General features: G+C 70.8%; 16 protein-coding genes. 8 read left to right on the forward strand and 8 right to left on the reverse strand.

All coding sequences use genetic code 11. The annotated features are described in order from the left end of the window. Nucleotides 1-27 precede the first annotated feature (27 nt). Nucleotides 28-636, reverse strand: a complete 609-nt coding sequence (locus EBN03_RS01790) for a hypothetical protein (protein ID WP_122186058.1) — start codon at nt 634-636, stop codon at nt 28-30. A 314-nt stretch (nt 637-950) separates the two neighbouring features. Between EBN03_RS01790 and EBN03_RS01795 the strand changes: the two genes are divergently transcribed. Together EBN03_RS01795 and EBN03_RS01800 are read left to right on the forward strand one after the other, a co-directional pair. Continuing rightward, the gene (locus tag EBN03_RS01795) at nt 951-1,196 is read left to right on the forward strand and encodes a hypothetical protein (protein ID WP_147471431.1); all 246 of its coding nucleotides are present in this window, start codon (nt 951-953) and stop codon (nt 1,194-1,196) included. Between the two features lie 99 nt (nt 1,197-1,295). Further along, nucleotides 1,296-1,706, forward strand: a complete 411-nt coding sequence (locus EBN03_RS01800; RefSeq protein ID WP_122186060.1) for a pyridoxamine 5'-phosphate oxidase family protein — start codon at nt 1,296-1,298, stop codon at nt 1,704-1,706. A gap of 10 nt (nt 1,707-1,716) precedes the next feature. On the opposite strand, the gene EBN03_RS01805 is transcribed toward EBN03_RS01800, so the two are convergent. From EBN03_RS01805 to EBN03_RS01825, 5 genes are all read right to left on the reverse strand, one after another. Then, nucleotides 1,717-2,658 (reverse strand): beta/alpha barrel domain-containing protein, encoded by a 942-nt coding sequence (locus tag EBN03_RS01805; protein WP_199742560.1) that lies wholly within the window; start codon nt 2,656-2,658, stop codon nt 1,717-1,719. Continuing rightward, nucleotides 2,655-3,866: a CaiB/BaiF CoA transferase family protein gene (locus EBN03_RS01810; RefSeq protein ID WP_122186061.1), complete on the reverse strand. Its 1,212-nt coding sequence runs from the start codon at nt 3,864-3,866 to the stop codon at nt 2,655-2,657. The genes EBN03_RS01805 and EBN03_RS01810 overlap by 4 nt, the downstream gene beginning before the upstream one ends. 86 nt (nt 3,867-3,952) lie before the next feature. Then, entirely contained in the window at nt 3,953-4,891 is a 939-nt protein-coding gene (locus tag EBN03_RS01815; RefSeq protein ID WP_122186062.1) for a TauD/TfdA dioxygenase family protein, read from the reverse strand. A 96-nt stretch (nt 4,892-4,987) separates the two neighbouring features. Next, nucleotides 4,988-5,554, reverse strand: coding sequence for a hypothetical protein (locus EBN03_RS01820; RefSeq protein WP_122186063.1), 567 nt, complete (start codon nt 5,552-5,554; stop codon nt 4,988-4,990). Between the two features lie 37 nt (nt 5,555-5,591). Continuing rightward, the gene (locus tag EBN03_RS01825; RefSeq protein WP_122186064.1) at nt 5,592-6,362 is read right to left on the reverse strand and encodes a deoxyribonuclease IV; all 771 of its coding nucleotides are present in this window, start codon (nt 6,360-6,362) and stop codon (nt 5,592-5,594) included. Between the two features lie 153 nt (nt 6,363-6,515). Here EBN03_RS01825 and EBN03_RS01830 point away from each other — a divergent pair, with 153 nt between their 5' ends. Continuing rightward, on the forward strand, nt 6,516-7,901 hold the full coding sequence (locus tag EBN03_RS01830; protein ID WP_122186065.1) for a serine/threonine-protein kinase: 1,386 nt from the start codon (nt 6,516-6,518) through the stop codon (nt 7,899-7,901). Here the strand turns inward: EBN03_RS01830 and EBN03_RS01835 are convergent. Continuing rightward, nucleotides 7,889-8,614, reverse strand: a complete 726-nt coding sequence (locus tag EBN03_RS01835; protein WP_158675506.1) for a phosphatase PAP2 family protein — start codon at nt 8,612-8,614, stop codon at nt 7,889-7,891. The two genes, EBN03_RS01830 and EBN03_RS01835, sit on opposite strands and share 13 nt — an antisense overlap. A 246-nt stretch (nt 8,615-8,860) precedes the next feature. On the opposite strand from EBN03_RS01835, the gene EBN03_RS01840 reads away from it, so the two are divergent. Beyond that, nucleotides 8,861-9,658, forward strand: a complete 798-nt coding sequence (locus EBN03_RS01840; RefSeq protein WP_122186067.1) for an ABC transporter ATP-binding protein — start codon at nt 8,861-8,863, stop codon at nt 9,656-9,658. 203 nt (nt 9,659-9,861) lie between these two features. Then, a complete protein-coding gene (locus EBN03_RS01845; RefSeq protein ID WP_122186724.1) occupies nt 9,862-12,384 on the forward strand; it encodes an ABC transporter permease in 2,523 nt (840 codons plus the stop codon). On the opposite strand, the gene EBN03_RS34435 is transcribed toward EBN03_RS01845, so the two are convergent. Then, nucleotides 12,381-14,414 carry an ADP-ribosylglycohydrolase family protein gene (locus EBN03_RS34435; RefSeq protein ID WP_199742561.1) on the reverse strand — a complete coding sequence of 678 codons (2,034 nt, stop codon included), beginning with the start codon at nt 14,412-14,414 and terminating at the stop codon, nt 12,381-12,383. The two genes, EBN03_RS01845 and EBN03_RS34435, sit on opposite strands and share 4 nt — an antisense overlap. Before the next feature lie 377 nt (nt 14,415-14,791). Between EBN03_RS34435 and EBN03_RS01860 the strand changes: the two genes are divergently transcribed. The 3 genes from EBN03_RS01860 to EBN03_RS01870 all read left to right on the forward strand — a co-directional run bounded on the left by EBN03_RS01860 (nt 14,792) and on the right by EBN03_RS01870 (nt 18,215). Further along, the gene (locus EBN03_RS01860; RefSeq protein WP_233608044.1) at nt 14,792-17,173 is read left to right on the forward strand and encodes an AAA family ATPase; all 2,382 of its coding nucleotides are present in this window, start codon (nt 14,792-14,794) and stop codon (nt 17,171-17,173) included. Then, the gene (locus EBN03_RS01865; RefSeq protein WP_122186068.1) at nt 17,170-17,550 is read left to right on the forward strand and encodes a hypothetical protein; all 381 of its coding nucleotides are present in this window, start codon (nt 17,170-17,172) and stop codon (nt 17,548-17,550) included. Before EBN03_RS01860 ends, EBN03_RS01865 begins: the two co-directional genes overlap by 4 nt. A 269-nt stretch (nt 17,551-17,819) precedes the next feature. Continuing rightward, complete coding sequence (locus tag EBN03_RS01870; protein WP_122186069.1) at nt 17,820-18,215, forward strand: YchJ family protein; 396 nt, start codon at nt 17,820-17,822, stop codon at nt 18,213-18,215. The last annotated feature ends 12 nt before the right edge of the window (nt 18,216-18,227 follow it).

Raw genomic sequence — 18,227 nt, forward strand, 5'->3', positions numbered from 1 at the left:
TGCGCGGAAAGTTGTACCGGAGTCGCGTCAGTTGAGGTCGGTCCCGGTGCCGGTGCCGGTAGTCGCGATGGTCCCGGCACCGGTGGGGGTGGTGGCGGTCGTCGTCGGCGGTGTGGAGGTCGTCGTGACCACCGGCACCCGGGTGACGGTGACCGTCACCGGGTTCGGGACCCGCGAGGACAGCGGTGCTGTCGTCAGCGGTGCGACCGGCGTTTCCGCCGGCGGTGCGGGGACCGCCAGCGGCGGAATCGCCCCCACCTGCTGGTCGTCGGGTGCCGGGACCGGCGGCAGTCCGGTGGGCGGCGGCGCGTCCGTGGTGGTGTGCCGCGGCACCGTGACCGGCGCGATCTTCCACGACGGGGACGGCGGGATCACAACCGCGGCGGTGGTGGTCTTCTGCGCGGCCGGCCGGGCGGCGGCCGCCGGCACCCCGGTCGTGTCCGCGGACAGGGGCGGCGGCGGGACGTAGGTGTCGTGCTGGCGTAATCCGCAGGCGCCGAGCAGCACCATGCCCACCGAGATCGCCCCGGCGGCGCCGGCCAGGCCCTGGACGCGGCGCTTTATCGCGCGTTGCTCGGCCTCGGCACTGTCCTCCGATTCGCGACGCCACACGAATCGTTCATAACGGTCGCTCATGGCGGCGTCTCCTCGTCCGGGTCCAATTGGGGCTCACCTTAATCCAGGGGAGCCCTACCACGCGACGTGGAGCGAGAGTGCGCAAAATACCCGCAACCTTGTAAAAAAGTTGTTATTCAGATATCGAATTGGCAACATCGGCGTGTTGCCCGGACGTGTCGTATGGAGATTCGGCAACGAACCCGTACCGTGTGAGCAAAGTTACATGATCGGTGCTCCGAATTGCCGGAGCTGCCGAGTAACCGCACAGTGGTGTAGGCGCGTTCCCGACTGAGCCGAACTCTCAACGGCCGGGCGCCTTCGAGGAGTGAATGATGGCAATCCATTCGACATCCACCTCCGGGACCGTGGAGCAACACGGGTCGTCGGGGACGGGTACCGAACGGCCGGTATGGACGGTGGTCGCGCGTGTGGTCGCGTGGCTGATCCTCCTCGGCGGTCTGGCCGGCGCGGGAGTCGGTGTGGCCGGACTGAAAGTCGAACTCACTGTCGCCGGGCTCATCCTGGCCTGTACCGCCGCGCTGATCCTGCTCAAGCTGCGCGCCGACGCGAAGCTCTAGTCTCAGCGGATTTACCGGCCCGGCTGGTCGGTTCGTGATCACTGCGACGTATGTGGGTAGAGCGCAAGCGCTTTCGGTTGGAACGGCCGATAATGGGGTATGGACGTCCAGGGCCGACGCGAAATTCGCGAGCTGTCGTATCCGGACTCACTACGCCTGTTGGCCACCGTGCGCTTCGGCCGGGTCGTCTTCACCCGGCACACCCGGCCCATGATCCGTCCCGTCAACCACCTGGTGGACGGTGACCAGCTGATCATCTACGCCAACCTGAACCTGGTGCCGGTGCCCACCGGCCGCCAAGTGGTGGCCTACGAGGCCGACACCATCAGCCACGCGACCCAGCTCGGCTGGTGCGTGATCCTCACCGGCACCGCCGAACCGATCGACGAGCCGCTCGAGCTGCGCCGTTACGAGCAGTTGATCGACCCCTGGTTACCCGGCTCCCGGTCGCGTCTGGTCCGGATCGAACCGGACCTGATCACGGGAATCGAACTCGTCCAACGCTGGTGAGCCCGCCCGGCTAGGAGCCAGGAATCACCCACTCGAAGGCATCGGCCTTCGAACGGGCACCCTCGGCCGTGCGGGACCGGCCCGGTTCGCCCAGTTCGGTGAGCAGCGACTCCGACAGGCCGACCAGGGTGGCCAGCGTCCCGGGCGTGAACCAGCCCGGGCGCGTGGCGAACAGCAGATCCTCGCTGGCGGTATTGCCGCTCGCGCCGGGGGCGAACGGGCAGCCACCCAGGCCGCCGAGCGCGCCGTCCACCATCTCCGCGCCCGCCGCGAGCGCGGCCAGCGAATTCGCCACTCCCAGCCCCCACGTGTCGTGACCGTGGAAGACGATGCGGCGCCGCGGACTTCCGGTCCGCACCGCGTGCACCAGGGCGCCCACCTGCGCCGGATACGCCTGGCCCAGAGTGTCGGCCAGCACGATGTCGGCGGCGCCGTCGGTCCGCGGGTCGTTCGCGATCGCCAGCACGCGCGCCGGATCGACCGCGCCGGTGAACGGGCAGGTGAAAGCCGTTGCGAGGCAGAGCTGGATCGATCCGCCCGCCGCGTGGGCCAGCCGGATCGCCTCCGGCATGGCGGCCACACTGGCCTCGGTGTCGCGGCCGATATTGGCGCGGTTGTGGGCATCCGAGACCGAGAAGCAGTACTGGAAGTTCCGAACGCCGGCCGCCGCCGCCTTCTCCACGTGCCGCGGGGTGGCCACCCACAGCCAGCAGCGTTCGAGTTCCGCGGGCGTGAGCGCGGCGACCAGCTCCATCGTGTTGGCCATGGGCGGAACCAGATCCGGGCGGGCCATCGAACCGATCTCCAGCGCGGGCACGCCGGCGGCCAGCAGGGTGCGTACCACTTCGACCTTGCGATCCACCGGCAGCAGCTTGCCGGTCAGCTGCAGGCCGTCGCGCAGCGTGACATCGCGCAACAGCACGGCCGACGGGGGAGTGACCGGGGCGCTCATCGGGTCACCAGCTCGTCGATCTCGGTGTCGGACATGCCCAGGAGTTCGGTGAGCACTTCGCGGGTGTGCTCGCCGAGGTCGGGGCCCACGCTGCGGATCGGCAGCGACCGACCACCCAGCACCGGGACGATCCCGGGAAAGCCCACCGATTTCGGTTCCGGCGCGCCGACATCGACCGGGAAATCCTGAATCATGTTGCGTGCCCGCAACTGTGGATCCGCGGCGATATCGGCGGCGGTATAGATCGGGCCGCACGGGATGCCGGCGGCCTCCAGCAGGCGCAGCGCCTCGGCGCTGTCCAGGGTGCGGGTCCACTCCGCGATCGAGGCGTCCAGCCGGTCGCGGTGGGTCCAGCGGCCGGCATTGTCGGCGAGTTCGGGGTCGGCGGCCAGATCGGGGCGGCCGATGACCTGCATGTAGCGCTGGAAGATGGCATCGCCGTTGCCGCCGATGATGATGCTGCGGCCGTCGCGGCACGGATAGGCGTTGCTCGGGGCGATGCCCTCCATTCGGCCACCGACCCGCTCGCGCACGATGCCGTAAGCCAGATAGTCGGGCACCAGCGACTCCATCACCGACAGAATGGACTCGTTGAGCGCCACGTCGATGACGCGCTGCGGCAACGGAATCCGATCCGCGCTGCGCTCCCGCTGGAACAGGGCCATGACCGTGCCGAAGGCCGCGTAGATCCCGGCGATGGAATCACCGATCGACACCCCGACCCGGACCGGCGGGCGGTCCGGGTCGCCGACCAGTTCCCGCAGGCCGCCGACCGCCTCGGCCACGGCCGCGAACCCGGGCCGGCTGCTCAGCGGCCCGGTCTGCCCGTAGGCGGAGATGCGGGTGACGACCAGATCCGGATTGACCGCGTTCAGCTCCTCGGGACCCAGCCCCCATTTCTCCAAGGTGCCGGGGCGGAAGTTCTCCAGCAGGACATCGCAGTGCCGGATCAGCTCCAGCACCACGGCCCGCCCCGACTCGGCGCCCAGATCCAGCGTGATCGAGCGCTTGTTGCGGTTGACCGTGCGGTACAGCATCGAGGTGTCGCCGCCGTAGAGCCGCCAGTTCCGCAGTTCGTCGCCGCTCTTGGGCCGCTCGACCTTGATCACGTCGGCCCCGAAGTCGCCCAGGATCCGGCCCGCGGTGGGCGCCGCGATGTAATTGCCGAGCTCGAGCACCCGAACCCCGGCGAGTGGCAAATCCGTCATGCTCCGATGCTGTCACAGTGCCCGGCCGCGCAGTGCCGGGAGCACACAGCCGCACAGCAACGGCAGCGGAGCGCGACGGATTCGGGTCAGGCCGCCTGCTCGACGATCGAATAATGCGAGGCGTCGCCCTCGACGACCGTGCTGGGCCGGCCGTCCACGCCGACCGGGATGTCACCGGCCAGGGTGATCCGGGTCAGGTAGCGGTGATCGGCGGCGTCGTAGTCGTCCACGCCGTAGTGCTGGGTGGCGCGGTTGTCCCAGATGGCGACGTCACCGAGCTGCCAGTCCCAGCGGATCGTGTGCTCCAGGCGCGTGATCCGGTCCTGGAAGATCCGGAACACCGCCTGCGACTCGGTCTTGGACAGGCCGACCAGCTGGGTGACGAAATGTCCGAGCAGCAGCGCCTTCTCACCGGTCTCGGGGTGCACCCGAACCACGGGGTGCTCGGTCTCGTACCGGGTGCCCTCGAATTCGGCCCGGTAGGCCGTCACCTTCTCGTCCCGGGCCGGCTCGGTGGCCGCGTAGTCGTACTGGTTGGTGTGCCGGGCGCGCAGCGACTCGGCCAGCAGACGCAGCGACTCCGGCAGCGCCTCGTACGCGGCGACCGTGGACGCCCAGGTCGTGGTGCCGCCATAGGCGGGCAGGGTGACCGCGCGCAGGATCGAGGCCTTGGGCACTCGGTCGACGAACGTGACGTCGGTGTGCCAGCTGTTGGCGCGGCCCCAGTTCGAATCGATGGCCAGGGTCCGGGTGCCGTGCGAGGTCACCGTCGGGTGCGGGGTGGTCGGGGCGCCCAGCAGTTCCGCGAACGCGTACTGGCCCTCCTCGTCCAGGTGCTGCTGGCCGCGGAAGAAGATCACCTTGTGGGTGTTGAGCGCCTCCCGGATCGCGGCGACGGTCTCGGAGTCGAGCCGGCCGCCGAGCCGTACACCGTCGACCCGCGCGCCGATGTGCTTGCCGAGCTTGGTCACCGTTACGGTGGCCGGGGCGAGGGTGGCCGATTCGATGGTGGAAATGGTTGACATGCTGGGCCTTTCGCCGGCGGATCGGGGTGTTCTCAGCACACCATCGGCACCGGCGTCCGGCCAGGATCAGAATCGGCGGGATCGCAACATCGGCGGCTACCGCATGAGTCGCAGCAGCCCGAGACCCGGTTCGAGCGCGCCGTCCTGGCCGAGCGCGCGGAAGTCGGCCTCCACCTCGGCCAGCGGCAGGCGTCCGTCCCGCACCGCGCGATAGCGCGCGAACGACCACAGGAAGACGTCGAGGTTGTCGAAGCGGGTGCCGCCCTCGAGCACCTCCTCCTCGTGGAACCACACCGCCACTTGACCATTGGTCATGACGACGTACAGATTGCCGCCGCCGTCGGCGCCGATCGAGTAGACCTCGTCGTCGCCGACCACCGTCTCGTAGTCGGAATCGAGGATGCCGCAATCGTTTCCGGCGAAGTCGAAACCGTAGGACCAGGAGAAGACATCCAGGAACTGCGGCATCCGCCCGGATCGCACCCGCCGGTCGAGCGCCGCCAGAGCCGCCGCGTCCGCGGGTGCCAGGCGAGCGAGAAACGGTGTCACCGGGCGGGTGTCGGCCGGCACCTCCACCAGCGGAGCGTCGGGGAACCAACGGGCCAGATCGGCGTCGAGCGTCCGATCCGTGTAACCGACCAGATCGGCGAGCGTCAGAGTCACAGCAGGAGTCTAGAAGTGAGCACCGCTGGGTGGAAGCTCAGCCGAGATGTTCGCGCAGGTACTTCAGGTCGTCGGCGACGCCCTCGGCGGGGGTCTCCAGGATCACCGGCGCGCCGGCCGTGCGGCACACCTCGGCCAGCAGCTGCGGGTCGATGGTGCCGTCGGCGAAGTTAGCGTGCCGGTCGGCGCCGGAGTCGAACTCGTCGCGGGAGGAGTTCAGATGGACCAGGTCGATGCGGCCGGTGATGCCCTTGATCCGGTCGACGATGCCGACCAGGTCCTCGCCGCCCGCCCAGGCGTGGCAGGTGTCGAGGCAGAAGCCGGCACCGAATTCGCCCACGGCATCCCACAATCGGCCGATGGCGTCGAAATGCCTTGCCATGGCGTGGTTTCCGCCGGCGGTGTTCTCGATCAGGATCGGCACCGCGAAGCCGCCCTTGTCGGCCTGGCGTTCGAACAACTTGCGCCAGTTGTCGACTCCGGCCGCCAGCTCGGCATCGGAACGCACGTGACCACCGTGCACGACCAGGCCGAACGCGCCCAGCTCGGCCGCGGCCTGCGCCTGCAGCGCCACGGCCTGCCGCGACGGCATCCGCAGCCGGTTGTTCGTGGAGGCCACATTGATCTGGTACGAGGAGTGCACCACCACGTCGATCGGGCTGGCCTTGATCTGCTCGGCCAGCGGATGCGGCTCCGGTTTGGCCCAGCTCTGCGGGTCGACCACGAACATCTGGATGACCTCGGCCCCCAGCTGCTCGCCCCAGCCGATCGGGTCACTGTCTTGCCGGACGTGAGCTCCAATACGCATGCACCGAGGGTATAGGCAGGCACCGACACGATCGCGGCCGCCGTGATAACCGACCGGCCGCCCGGCGCGATAACGGCCTGAACCGGCATCAGTGTGGCGGTCGTTCCCGGCTGCTATGGTTCCCGGTGCGCGACACGGAAAGTGAGAGCACGCATGGTTTCCGACGGGGATGTCTTCGCAGGCTACGTCATCGACCGCCAGCTGGGGCGCGGCGGGATGGGTTCGGTCTATCTGGCCAAGCACCCTCGGCTGCCGCGGATGACCGCGCTCAAGTTGCTCAACCACGAGATGGTCGCCGACGCCGAGATCCGGGCCCGCTTCGAGCGCGAGGCCGACCTGGTCGCCCAGCTCGACCACCCCAATATCGTGACCGTGTACGACCGCGGTCTCGAGGACGGCCAGCTCTGGATCTCGATGCAGTACATCGACGGGATCGACGGGGCGAGCGTCGACCCGAAGGCGCTGCCGCCCGAACGCGCGGTGCAGATCATCGCCGAGGTCGCCGACGCCCTCGACTACGCGCACGGCAACGGTGTCATGCACCGCGACGTGAAACCCGCCAACATGCTGCTCGCGCGCTCGACCGGCGGCAAGGGCGAGCGGGTGTACCTGACCGACTTCGGTATCGCGCGACTGCGCGACGACGGCGGCCACCTCACCCAGACCGGTACCTTTACCGCGACCCTGGCCTACGCCTCGCCCGAACAGCTCACCGGTGCCTCTCTCGACGGCCGCGCCGACCAGTACTCGCTGGCGTGCAGCCTGTTCTGGCTGCTCACCGGCACCGGGCCGTTCCCGGCCGCGAACCCGGCGGCGGTCATCCGTGGCCATCTGCAGTCCCCGCCGCCCGCGTTGAGCACCGTGCGTGCCGGGCTGCCGCCCGCCTTGGACGCGGTGCTGGCCAAGGCCATGGCCAAGCGGCCCGACGACCGCTTCGCGCGCTGTGCCGACTTTGCGGCCGCCGCCCGCCGGGCGTTCGCCTCGCCCAGCGCGCCCGCCATGCCGCTGGTGGGCCGTCCGGCCACCGCGCCGCCGATGCCGAACGTCCGGCCCGCCACCGGCCCGGCCAATCCGCTGCAGAACCAGCCGTCGCGCACCGGTATGCCGCAGCCCACCTACGGCCAGCCCACGCAGGGCCAGTTCCCGCAGCCGACGCAGAGCCAGTTCCCGCAGCCGACCCAGGGCCAGCTGCCGCAGCCGACCCAGGGCCAGTTCCCGCAGCCCACGCAGGGGCAGATGCCGCAGGTCGCGCGGCCGGCCACGCCCACCCCGCAGCCGGTGTATCAGCAGCCGCCGACCTCGTACCCGCCGCAGCCGACCTATCCGTACCAGCAGGGGATGCCGCCGCGGATCGGCGGCGCGCCCGTCCCACAGCGCAAGTCGAACACGGGTCTGATCATCGGTCTGATCATCGTGGCGGTGATCGTGCTGCTCGTCGTCCTGATGATCATCGGTGCGACGTCGAACTCGTCGTCGATGGCGCCCCCGGCCCAGGTGCACTCCCTGATCGGCGCGCACCTCGCCACCTACGCCGGCTGAGCGACCATCCGCGGTTCGGTGTGCCGGACGAACCGTAGATACAGGGTCAGGCACAGGATCAGGTCCACCGTGCCGAGCGCCCAGCCCGCGATGATGTCGGTGGGCCAGTGCACGCCCAGATACAGCCGCGACAGCCCGACCGCGACGACGAACACCGCCGCCGCGGCGATCACCGCCACCCGGGCCGCCCGGCGCCGCAGCGCGAATACGGTCAGCGCGGTCAGCACCCCGACCACCGCGGTCGAGCCCATGGTGTGCCCGGACGGGAAGGACTGGTTCGTCTCGGTGACCAGATGGTCGACCACCGGCGGCCGGGCGCGACCCACCGCGATCTTGAGGATCCCCACCACGAGCCCGGCACCGGCCGCCGCGGCCGCGGTCACCGCGAACTGCGGCCAGCGCCGGCGGTAGGCGAACCAGGCGCAGGCGACCAGCGCCACCGCGCCCATCGTGGTGGTGTCGCCGAGATCGCTGATCGCGACCGCGAGGCGGGTCAGCCAGCCGGTCCGATGCGGCAGCACCCAGTCTACGGCCGGCTGGTCGATCCGGGTGGCGCCGTCGTGTTCGACCACGGCATCGGTCAACTCGACGATCCCGGCTGTGAGCAACGCCACAGTGGTGAGTGCGGCGGCGCCCGCCCAGCGCAGCACGCCGCGGCGGGCCAGCACGGCAGCGGCCGATCCGATCAACAGGGCACATATCAGCAGGAGCACGGCGCCCAGCATAGGGACGGCACGCGTGGTCGTGCCCGTGCGACGTCCTGATCAGGGCATCGGCGGCCCGCCGCGGTGGGATCGGGGGCAGCCCACCGGCAACCGGCGGGACCGCCCGGACGCGGCGGCGACACTCGCGGCGCGCCGGAGCTGTCGCGTTCACGCCGCGCCGGTCGGACCCCACGTCCGGCGGATGGGGGAACATCCTGATGGCGTAGCGCGCCCGGAACGGCAAAACTGGACACCATGACAGCCGATGCTCCGGTCACCGCGCCCGCCGACGTCCCCGTGCCGACGGACGGCACCGCGGCGACCACCGATGTGGCCGCCCGCGCCGTCGATCTGGTGAAGCTCTACGGGTCCGGCGACACCCAGGTCACCGCGCTGGACGCGGTATCGGTGGACTTCGCTCGCGGCGAGTTCACCGCCATCATGGGCCCGTCCGGATCCGGCAAGTCGACGCTCATGCACTGTCTGGCGGGCCTGGACGCCGCCACCTCCGGCGTCGTCGCCATCGGCGACACCGATCTGACCTCCCTGTCGGACAAGCAGATGACCCAGTTGCGCCGCGACCGGATCGGTTTCGTGTTCCAGGCGTTCAATCTGGTCCCGACGCTCACCGCCCTGGAGAACATCACGCTGCCGCTCGACATCGCCGGCCGGTCCATCGATCAGCAGTGGCTGGACACGGTCGTCGACCGGCTCGGGATCCGGGACCGGTTGTCGCACCGGCCGAGTGAACTGTCCGGTGGCCAGCAGCAGCGGGTGGCGTGCGCGCGGGCCCTGGCCGGCCGGCCCGACATCATCTTCGGCGACGAGCCCACCGGCAACCTGGACTCCCACTCGTCCAACGAGGTGCTGTCGATCCTGCGGGCCGCCGTGGACGAGTTCGGCCAGACCGTCGTGATCGTGACCCACGAGCCGCACGCCGCCTCCTTCGCCGACCGAGTGGTGTTCCTCAGCGACGGCCGGATCGTCGACGAGATGCGCAACCCGACCGCCGACAGCGTGCTGGACCGGATGAAGAAGCTGGAGAACCGGTAATGGGGGATACGCCCGGGAGTCCGGCGGCGGACGACCACGCCGACGCGCCCGTACCGGCGGCCGAGATCGCGGCCCGGCTGCGGGCGGAAGTGGACGGCGATCCCGCCGAGGCCGCGAAAGTCACTGCCGGGCAGGATCATTCGACCGGCCGGCACCGGCCGGAGGCGGTGACGCAGCGGAAGTCCGAGCGATCCGGCAAGCCCATGCGCAAGGTGGCGCTGCGCAATCTGGCCGCGCACAAGGTGCGGCTGGCGCTGACCCTGCTGGCGGTCGTGCTCGGCACCGCTTTCGTGGCCGGATCCTTCGTCTTCACCGACACCCTGCAGCACACCTTCGACGGCATCTTCGCCGACCAGGCCAAGGGCGTCGACGTCCGGGTGCAGCCGAAACAGATGCAGTCCCTGGGTGTCCCGCTGGACATGGTCGACCGGATCGCCGCCACCGACGGCGTGCGCGCGGTGGCGCCGGCCGAGCAGGGCCCGATCGTGGTGCTGCGCGACGGCAAACCGGTGCAGACCGGCGGCGCGCCCAGCTTCGGCATGTCCTATCTGCCGCCCGAGCAGTCCATCGCGGCGCCCAAGAAGTTCGTCGCCGGCACGCCGCCCGCGGCGACCGGTGAGGTGGCGGTCAACAACGGCGGCGCCGACCACGCCAGGCTGCACGTGGGCGACCACGTCAAGGTGCTGATCCCCTCGCACGGCACCGTCGAGGTGACCGTCACCGGCCTCTACGACCTGGCGTCCGACAGCGGCGGCTATATCGGCATGCTGTTCCCGGCCGAGCAGGCCAAGCAGCTGTTCACCGACGGCCAGCACGTGGCGTACGTGGACATCGCGGCGAAGCCCGGGGTTCCGCCGGACACCCTGCGGGACCGGATCGCGAAAGACCTGCCGAACGCGAGCAACTTCAAGGTGCTCGACGGTGACCAGGTCCGCGCGGATCTCAAGGCACAGATCGGCCAGGCGCTGAAGTTCGTGAACTACTTCCTGCTCGCGTTCGGGGCGATCGCGCTGGTGGTGGGCACCTTCATCATCTACAACACCTTCTCGATGATCGTGGCCCAGCGGCTGCGCGAGATGGCGTTGCTGCGGGCGATCGGCGCCAGCCGCAGCCAGGTCGGCAACTCGGTGATCGCCGAGGCGACGGTGATCGGCCTGCTCGGCAGTGCGCTGGGTCTGATCGGCGGGATCGGCTTGGCGTTCGGGTTGTCCGCGCTGCTCGACGCGTTCTCGCTGGGGCTGCCGACCGGGGCGCTGCAGGTGCTGCCGCGGACCTTCGTGGTGGCGATCCTGGTCGGGCTCGTGGTCACCGTGGCCAGCGCCTACGTGCCGGCCCGGCGGGCCGCGAAGACCCCGCCGGTCGAGGCCATGCGGGCCGAATTCGCTTCCACCGGTGACACATTGCGGTGGCGGACGGTCGGCGGTGCCGTGCTCGGGGTCGCGGGTGCGGTGCTGGTCGCGCTGGGTGCGCAGCACACCGGGAAGTCGGCCGCGATCGTGGTCGGGATCGGCTCGTTCGCTCTGATCCTGTCCGCGCTCATGGTGTCGCCGTGGGTGTCGCGTCCGGTGGTGGCGGTGCTGGGCGTGCTGGTGCGGCCGTTCGGTGCGATAGGGAACATGTCGCGCAACAACGCGATTCGCAATCCGCGCCGCACCGCCGCGACGGCGTTCGCGCTCACCCTCGGGGTGATGCTGGTGACGGCCATCGGCATGCTGGGCGCCTCGGCGAAGGCCAGTGTCGGTTCCGTCGTGGATCAGGGCGTGAAGGCCGACTACATTCTCGCCGGACCGCAGGGCGGCGCGCTGGTGGTCCTGCCGCTGGGTACCGCCCAGGCGGTCAAGACCGTTCCCGGTGTGGCGGAAGCGGTCTCGATGCGCGGGGTGGCGGCGAAGGTCGGCGACGACACGATCGGCGGCATCTCGCCCGACGGCCCGATGGACCACGTGATCGACTTCAGCCTGTCCTCCGGTGTGTCCCGGCTCGGTGCCGACGACATCATGGTCTCGGAAACCCAAGCGGGCAAATACAACTGGCACGCCGGCCAGCGGGTCGGGCTGACCAACGTGGACGGCAAGCAGTTCACCTTCACCGTCGCCGGTGTCTACAAGGACACCCCGCTGCTCGGGCCGCTGGTCGTGCCGGACGCGGTGTACCAGCAGATGATGGGCTTGGCGTTGCGCGCCGACATCATCGTGCTGGTCAAGGCCGCCCCGGGCACCGACGCGGCGGCGTTGCGGCCGAAGTTGGAGGACGCGGTCAAGGCCTTCGGCGTGGTGCAGGTCGACGACCGCGAGCAGTTCAAGGGTCAGCAGGGCAAGCAGATCAACACCATCCTGGCCATCCTGTACGGGTTGCTCGCGCTGGCGGTCGTCATCGCCATTCTCGGCATCGTGAACACGCTCGCGTTGTCGGTGGTGGAACGCCGCCGCGAGATCGGCATGTTGCGCGCGGTCGGCATGCAGCGCAAGCAGGTTCGGCGCACGATCTATCTGGAGTCGATGCTGATCGCGGTGTTCGGTGCCGCGGTCGGGGTGGCGCTGGGGCTCACGCTGGGCTTCGGCTTCCTCAGCACGCTCAGTGATCTGGGGTTGGGCACGATCGTGGTGCCGTGGTCGCAGGTGATCGCGATGCTGATCGGCTCCGGTGTGGTCGGGGTGCTGGCCGCGCTGTGGCCGGGGGTGCGGGCGGCCCGCACACCGCCGCTGGCCGCGATCGCGGACCTCTAGCTGGGGTAGCGGGCGAACCACTCGTCGGTGGGGGTCCCGACCGCGGTGGCGGGCGGGTTCGGCCCGAACTCCTGGCAGAAGTCGGCGACGAGGTGCTCGATGATCGGGGCCGCGTCCAGCGCGGTGCGCCATTCGGCCGGGATCGCGGCGACACCGTGGCGGGCGCCGAGGATCGTGCCGGCGATCGAGCCGGTGGAATCGCTGTCACCGGAATGGTTCACCGCGAGTAGGACTCCGGCGCGGAAGATCTCGGTCGGGGTGCCGCCGGCCGCCTCGGCGGTCAGCGCCGCGCACACCGCCAGCGCGAGGGCCTCCGGGCCCATGACGCCGAAGCCGAGCGGTTTCAGCGCGCCGACCGGTGGCACGGTGGTGGTGTGCCGGGTGATCTCGTCGGCGAGCCGCAGTGCGGTGGTGAGCGCGGTCGAGGTCTCCAGGTGCGCCGGGTGCCGGGTGAGGATGGCGCGGGCCCGGTCGACCGCGGCGGCGGTCGTCAGCCCGCTGTCCAGGCCGGCCACGATCGCCGCGAGAGTACCGGCGGGCAGCCAGCCGCTCGGGTCGCCGTGCGTGAGTGCTGCTGTGTCGCACCCCAATTCGAAGGCGTGCTCGGGTGTGCGGCCGAAACCGCAGGGCGCCGAGCGGACCGTGGCGGCACAGCCCTTGGAATCGGTGATCGGCGCGGTACGGGTGCCCAGCGGGATACGCGGCTGGCCGCGCGCCGCCACCAGGCGCATGGCCTTGGTGGTGGAGCTGGTCGGTCCGCGGTTGCTCATCAGCTCGGGGTACCGCTCGAGCGAACTGAACAGCGGATGCGACTGCTCGGGCAGCGGCTGCCCCTGGCCACGCAACCAGACCAGCAAGCCTTCCTGGACCAGGCCCAGGGTGGTGCCGATCCCGCGCGCCCGCGCCCGCACCGAGCTGCGGATCAGCGCCTCGGTGAGGAACAAGGTCAGCTGGGTTTCCTCGGAGATGCGGCCCTCGAACGAGTTCCGGCCGCCGGTGACGCCTTCCTGGCCGTAGCGCTGGACGATATTGGCCAGCAGCATCGCCTCGACGGGCGCGCCGAGCGCGTCGCCGACCGCGCCGCCGAGCAGCCCGCCGTGCACGACGTCGCGCAGCGACAGCGACGGGTGCGTGCGGGCCTGCCGGATCGCCGGCGGGGTGCGCAAGGCGGTGCTGAGCGGGCCGACCGGGCCACTGAAGGTCCGCCACGCGGCCTGCGCGAATTCGCTGCACGAGGGATAGCGGTCGGCCGGCTGTTTGGACAGCGCGCGGGCCAGCACCTGGTCCAGGACCGGTGGCAGGCCCTTGCGGCGCGAGCTCAACGGGGGCGGCGGCTGCTGCATATGGCCGAGCATGACCGCGCCCAGGCTGTCGGCGTCGAACGGGCCAGCGCCGGTGAGCAGCCGGAACAGGGTGCAGGCCAGGGAGTATTGATCGGCGTAGAAGTCGACCGGGCCGTCGGTCAGCTGTTCCGGGGCGCAGTAGGCCATGGTGGCGTTGAAGGTTCCGGTGCGGGTCAGATGCTGGTTGTCGTCGACGACGCGGGCGATGCCGAAATCGGTGAGCAGCACCCGTTCCCCGAATCCCACACCGGCACCGGCGGATCGGGACAGCAGGATGTTGGCGGGCTTGACGTCGCGGTGCAGCACGCCGCGGCTGTGGGCGTAGTCGAGGGCGTCGGCGATCTGGAGCACGATCTGCACCGCGCGTTCCGGCGCCAGGCCCGCCGGGTCGATGGACGCGCAATCGGTGCCGTCGACGTATTGCATGGCGATCCAGAGCTGTTCGTCCTCGGTACCACGATCGAAGACGGTGACGATGTTCGGATGATCCAGCTGGGCGACGACATCGGCTTCGCGCTCGAACCGGGTGCGGGTGATCTCGTCGCCGAACAGGTTGCGGTTGAGCAGCTTCAGCGCGATCAGACGGGGTAGTCGCGGGTGCCGGGCCGCGAACACCGAGCCCATCCCGCCGCGGCCCAGTTCCCGCTCGACGACGTAGCCGGCGAACACCTCACCGTGGCGCAACATCTCTGGCCGTTTCCCTCCCGCCGAGCCGACTTTCGCATGCTACCGCTCCGCTCGCGCGCGGGAGTTCCTCGGCGACAGTGGGTTCGGACCGGTCCGTATGTTCGCTTCCGTTTGCGCGGGCCGGAATGTTCTGGGATTCTGTAATGTTCGGCTCCGTCCGAACCATCCCTTTCCGTGGGTGTCCGACGAACTGCCCGGCCGGGACGGTCGAGGGGTGGTCATCGGGGCCGGGCCGGCCGTTTCCGATGACCATTTCCGTCCCGCCGGGCCGGTTCACCCGGCCGGAGATGTTGTCCGAGCGGTGTTTCGCGCGGTCCGGTAGCTTCGGCAGGCGGCGGGCCGCTGCCCGCGCGTGTGTCGATCGGGAGGATGCCGCCGTGACGCGAACCAACTGGGCCGAGCGCCTGGCGGCCGATCCGGCGGTCACGCCCGAGGTCGCGGCCGCGGTGCGCGCGGCACTGGGCGCGGAGGACGCCGCCGACGAGCAGTCGCCGGGATCGGGAATCTTCGTGCGCGCCATCCGGGTACGCGGATTCCGCGGGATCGGCCCGGCCGCCGCGCTCGAGCTGGATCCCGGCCCGGGCCTCACACTCGTGGTGGGCCGCAACGGTTCCGGTAAGTCCAGCTTCGCGGAGGCGGCCGAACTGGCGCTGACCGGCGATACCCGCCGCTGGTCCGGGCGGGCGGCGGTCTGGCGGGACGGCTGGCGAAACCTGCACGAGGGCAACGACACCCGGATCGAGCTGGAGCTGGTCGCGGCCGGGGAACCCGAACTGCGGATCACCCGGGAATGGACCGAGACCGCGGAGTTCGCCGACGGCACCTGGACCGAGCAGCGGCACGGTCGGCCACCCGGCCCGTTCCGGCCGCAGGAGTGGGCGGCGGCGCTGGAGCTCTACCGTCCCTTCCTCTCCTACAGCGAGCTCGGCGCCCTGGTCGACGGCCGGCCGGCCGATCTGTTCGACGCCCTGCACCGGCTGCTCGGGCTGGACCAGCTGACCGCGGCGCAGGAACGGCTGCGCGCCCGGCGGCTCGAGCTGGAACGTGCGGCACGGGCGGTCGGCGAGGAGCGGGCGGCGCTGGCCGCCGCCCTGGGCGGGCTGGTCGACGAGCGCGCGATCCGGGTGGCCGCCCTGCTCGGCGCCCCCGATCCGGATCTGACCGCGGTGGCGGCCGAGATCGACACCGTGCGAAAGGATCCCGGCGGTATCGACCGCCTGCTCGGGATCGTCGCGCTGCAATTGCCGGCGGCGGACGTGGTCGCCGCCGCGGCCGCCGACCTCGTCGCGCGGGCCGAGGACCTGAGCGGGCACTCCGGTGCCGAGGCCGATCTGCGGGTACTCGAACTGCTGCGCCGCGCAGGCGAATTCGCCGCGGCGGAGCCGGATGCCTGCCCGTGTCCGGTCTGTGGCAAGGGAACCTTGGACGCCCAATGGCGGCGTGCGGCCGATGAGCAGATGGACCGGCTGGCCCAGGCGGGGTCCGCGCTCACCACGGCCCGCGCCGACCTCGACCGTGCGCTGCGTGCCGCCGGCGATCTGGTGAAACCAGTTCCGGCCGAGCTGGATTCGTGGCAGCCGCCGACCGCCGGGGTGGACCCGGCGCCCGCGGCCGCCGCGTGGGCGGGCTGGGCCGCCTGCGCCCACGACACCCACGACCCGGCGGAGCTGGCGCGCCGGCTGCCGGCGGCGCACGCGGAAACCGAACTGGCCCTGCGCAGTCTGCGGCACGCGGCCACCAAGGAACTCGACCGGATCGACGCGGTGTGGGCGCCACTGCTGCCGCGGCTGCGCGCCTGGCTCGAAGCGGCGACCACCGTGGCCGTCGCCGACGCCGAGCTGCGGACCGTGCGGCGAGCCGAGGAATGGTTGAAGACGGCCGCGGCCGACCTGCGGGAACAGCGCATGGCACCGCTGGCCGACCACGCCCGGCGGATCTGGACCGGCCTGCGCCAGCAGAGCAATGTCGATCTCGGCACGATCCGCCTGCAGGGCACCGCGAACGCGGGGCGGCGGGTGGTCCTGGACGTGACCGTCGACGACGCCGGCGGTACCGCGCTGGGAGTGATGAGCCAGGGCGAGCTGCACGCGCTCGGGCTGTCGCTGTTCCTGCCGCGAGCGACCGTGCCGGACAGTCCCTTCGGCTTCCTGCTCATCGACGATCCGGTGCAGGCGATGGATCCGGCCAAGGTGGACGGGCTCGCGCGGGTCCTGGCCGCGGCCGCGCGCAGCGGCCGACAGGTGGTGGTGTTCACCCACGACGCTCGGCTCGCGGAATCCGTTCGGCGACTGCGGCTTCCGGCGACCATCCGCGAAGTGCAGCGGCGGGAGGGGTCCCGGGTCGAGGTGCGGGCCGGGGAGGATCCGGTGCGCCGCTACCTCGCCGACGCCAACGCCCTGCTGCGGACCCGGCAGCTGCCGCGCGATATCGCGGTGGAACTGGTGGTGACCTGCTGCCGTTCGGCGATCGAGGCGGCCGCGTTGGCCCGGATCCGCCGCGATCTGATCGGCGCCGGGATCGCGCACGCGGAGGTGCAGCGCCGCATCGATCGGGCCCGAACCGTCTGGGAGAAACTGGCGTTGGCCGAACTCGGTGCCGCCGACCAGGTGGACGAACTCAACGACTACCTCGACGCCGAGCACCGCTGGGTGCGGCAGATCGTGCGAGATGCGGCCGCCGGTGCGCACATTCGCATCGACCGTGACCCCGCCGATTTGCTCACCGGCACCCGCCGAGTCGTCGCCTGGCTGGACCGATGAGGACCCAGCGCCCGCTCGTGACCGTCGAGGAGCGGCTGGCCGCAGCCGCGGACCTGCTCGACGGCGAGGTCACCGACGCCGGGGGACTGTGGTCGCGGGCGACCGTCTGGATCCTGCGCCTCACCGTCGAACAGGCCCTCGACGAACTCTGGTGGCAGGTCGCGCCCGACCTGGCCCGCTGCAGCATGCGCGCGCAACTGCTCGCCCTCGCGCCCTACACCGGTGCCCGCCTGGCCGACCGGGTATCGGCCCTGTGGGCGAATCTGTCGCGCGCCGGCCACCACCAGGACTTCGAACTCGCGCCGACCGCGGCGGAACTGCGCGGCTGGTACACCGAGACCACGGAACTCGTGGCCGCACTCGCCCGCACGACCTGACCGCCGCACCCGATTCCGCCGCGCCGCATTCCTTCCGGGTTGCCGACCGCGCTTACCGGTAGCGTCTTCGGTGCCGAATTGTCCGTTTAGACCTGAACCGCGCGGAAGGGTTGGTCAGCATGGGTCTCTCCTCGTCCGGATCGGCAGTAGTGAACGACGGTTCGTCGGTGATCTCGAGCCTCGGCCAGCTGGCCAACGATCTCCTCGGGGTGTTCGGCGGATTCGGGGCGTTCTGAACCCGCGCCACCCGCTCGAGGAATGATCACGGGGTGCCGAGTGCCCCGAACGATCCGTGCCCCTGTCGAAGCGGCGAGCAGTTCGCCGCCTGCTGCGCGCCCCGGCTGGACGGTTCCGGCCCGGCGCCGACCGCCGCGGCGCTCATGCGATCCCGGTACACGGCCTTCGCCGTCGGCGACACCGGCTATCTGCTGCGCAGCTGGGACCCGCGCACCCGGCCCGCGACCCTCGAACTCGACCCGGCCCAGCGCTGGCTGTTCCTGGAAGTACTCGCCACCGAGGCGGGCGGCCCGTTCGACCAGGCGGGCGTCGTCGAATTCCGGGCCCACTACCGCGACGCCGCCGGCCGCGCAGAACTACACGAACGCAGCCGCTTCCGACGCGCGGACGGCGCCTGGGTGTACGTCGACGGCGACCTGCTCGCCTGACCGAACCCGGCT

Origin of the sequence: Nocardia stercoris (assembly GCF_003696265.1) — a bacterium.
Taxonomy (GTDB): Bacteria; Actinomycetota; Actinomycetes; order Mycobacteriales; family Mycobacteriaceae; genus Nocardia; species Nocardia stercoris.

Excerpts from the sequence above, each read along its gene's own strand:
- EBN03_RS01800 (WP_122186060.1), top strand. The coding sequence starts at position 1,296 with ATGGACGTCCAGGGCCGACGCGAAATTCGCGAGCTGTCGTATCCGGAC.
- EBN03_RS01840 (WP_122186067.1), top strand. The coding sequence starts at position 8,861 with ATGACAGCCGATGCTCCGGTCACCGCGCCCGCCGACGTCCCCGTGCCG.
- EBN03_RS01830 (WP_122186065.1), top strand. The coding sequence starts at position 6,516 with ATGGTTTCCGACGGGGATGTCTTCGCAGGCTACGTCATCGACCGCCAG.
- EBN03_RS01790 (WP_122186058.1), bottom strand. The coding sequence starts at position 636 with ATGAGCGACCGTTATGAACGATTCGTGTGGCGTCGCGAATCGGAGGAC.
- EBN03_RS01805 (WP_199742560.1), bottom strand. The coding sequence starts at position 2,658 with ATGAGCGCCCCGGTCACTCCCCCGTCGGCCGTGCTGTTGCGCGATGTC.
- EBN03_RS34435 (WP_199742561.1), bottom strand. The coding sequence starts at position 14,414 with ATGTTGCGCCACGGTGAGGTGTTCGCCGGCTACGTCGTCGAGCGGGAA.
- EBN03_RS01795 (WP_147471431.1), top strand. The coding sequence starts at position 951 with ATGGCAATCCATTCGACATCCACCTCCGGGACCGTGGAGCAACACGGG.
- EBN03_RS01810 (WP_122186061.1), bottom strand. The coding sequence starts at position 3,866 with ATGACGGATTTGCCACTCGCCGGGGTTCGGGTGCTCGAGCTCGGCAAT.
- EBN03_RS01865 (WP_122186068.1), top strand. The coding sequence starts at position 17,170 with ATGAGGACCCAGCGCCCGCTCGTGACCGTCGAGGAGCGGCTGGCCGCA.
- EBN03_RS01825 (WP_122186064.1), bottom strand. The coding sequence starts at position 6,362 with ATGCGTATTGGAGCTCACGTCCGGCAAGACAGTGACCCGATCGGCTGG.
- EBN03_RS01845 (WP_122186724.1), top strand. The coding sequence starts at position 9,862 with ATGCGCAAGGTGGCGCTGCGCAATCTGGCCGCGCACAAGGTGCGGCTG.
- EBN03_RS01815 (WP_122186062.1), bottom strand. The coding sequence starts at position 4,891 with ATGTCAACCATTTCCACCATCGAATCGGCCACCCTCGCCCCGGCCACC.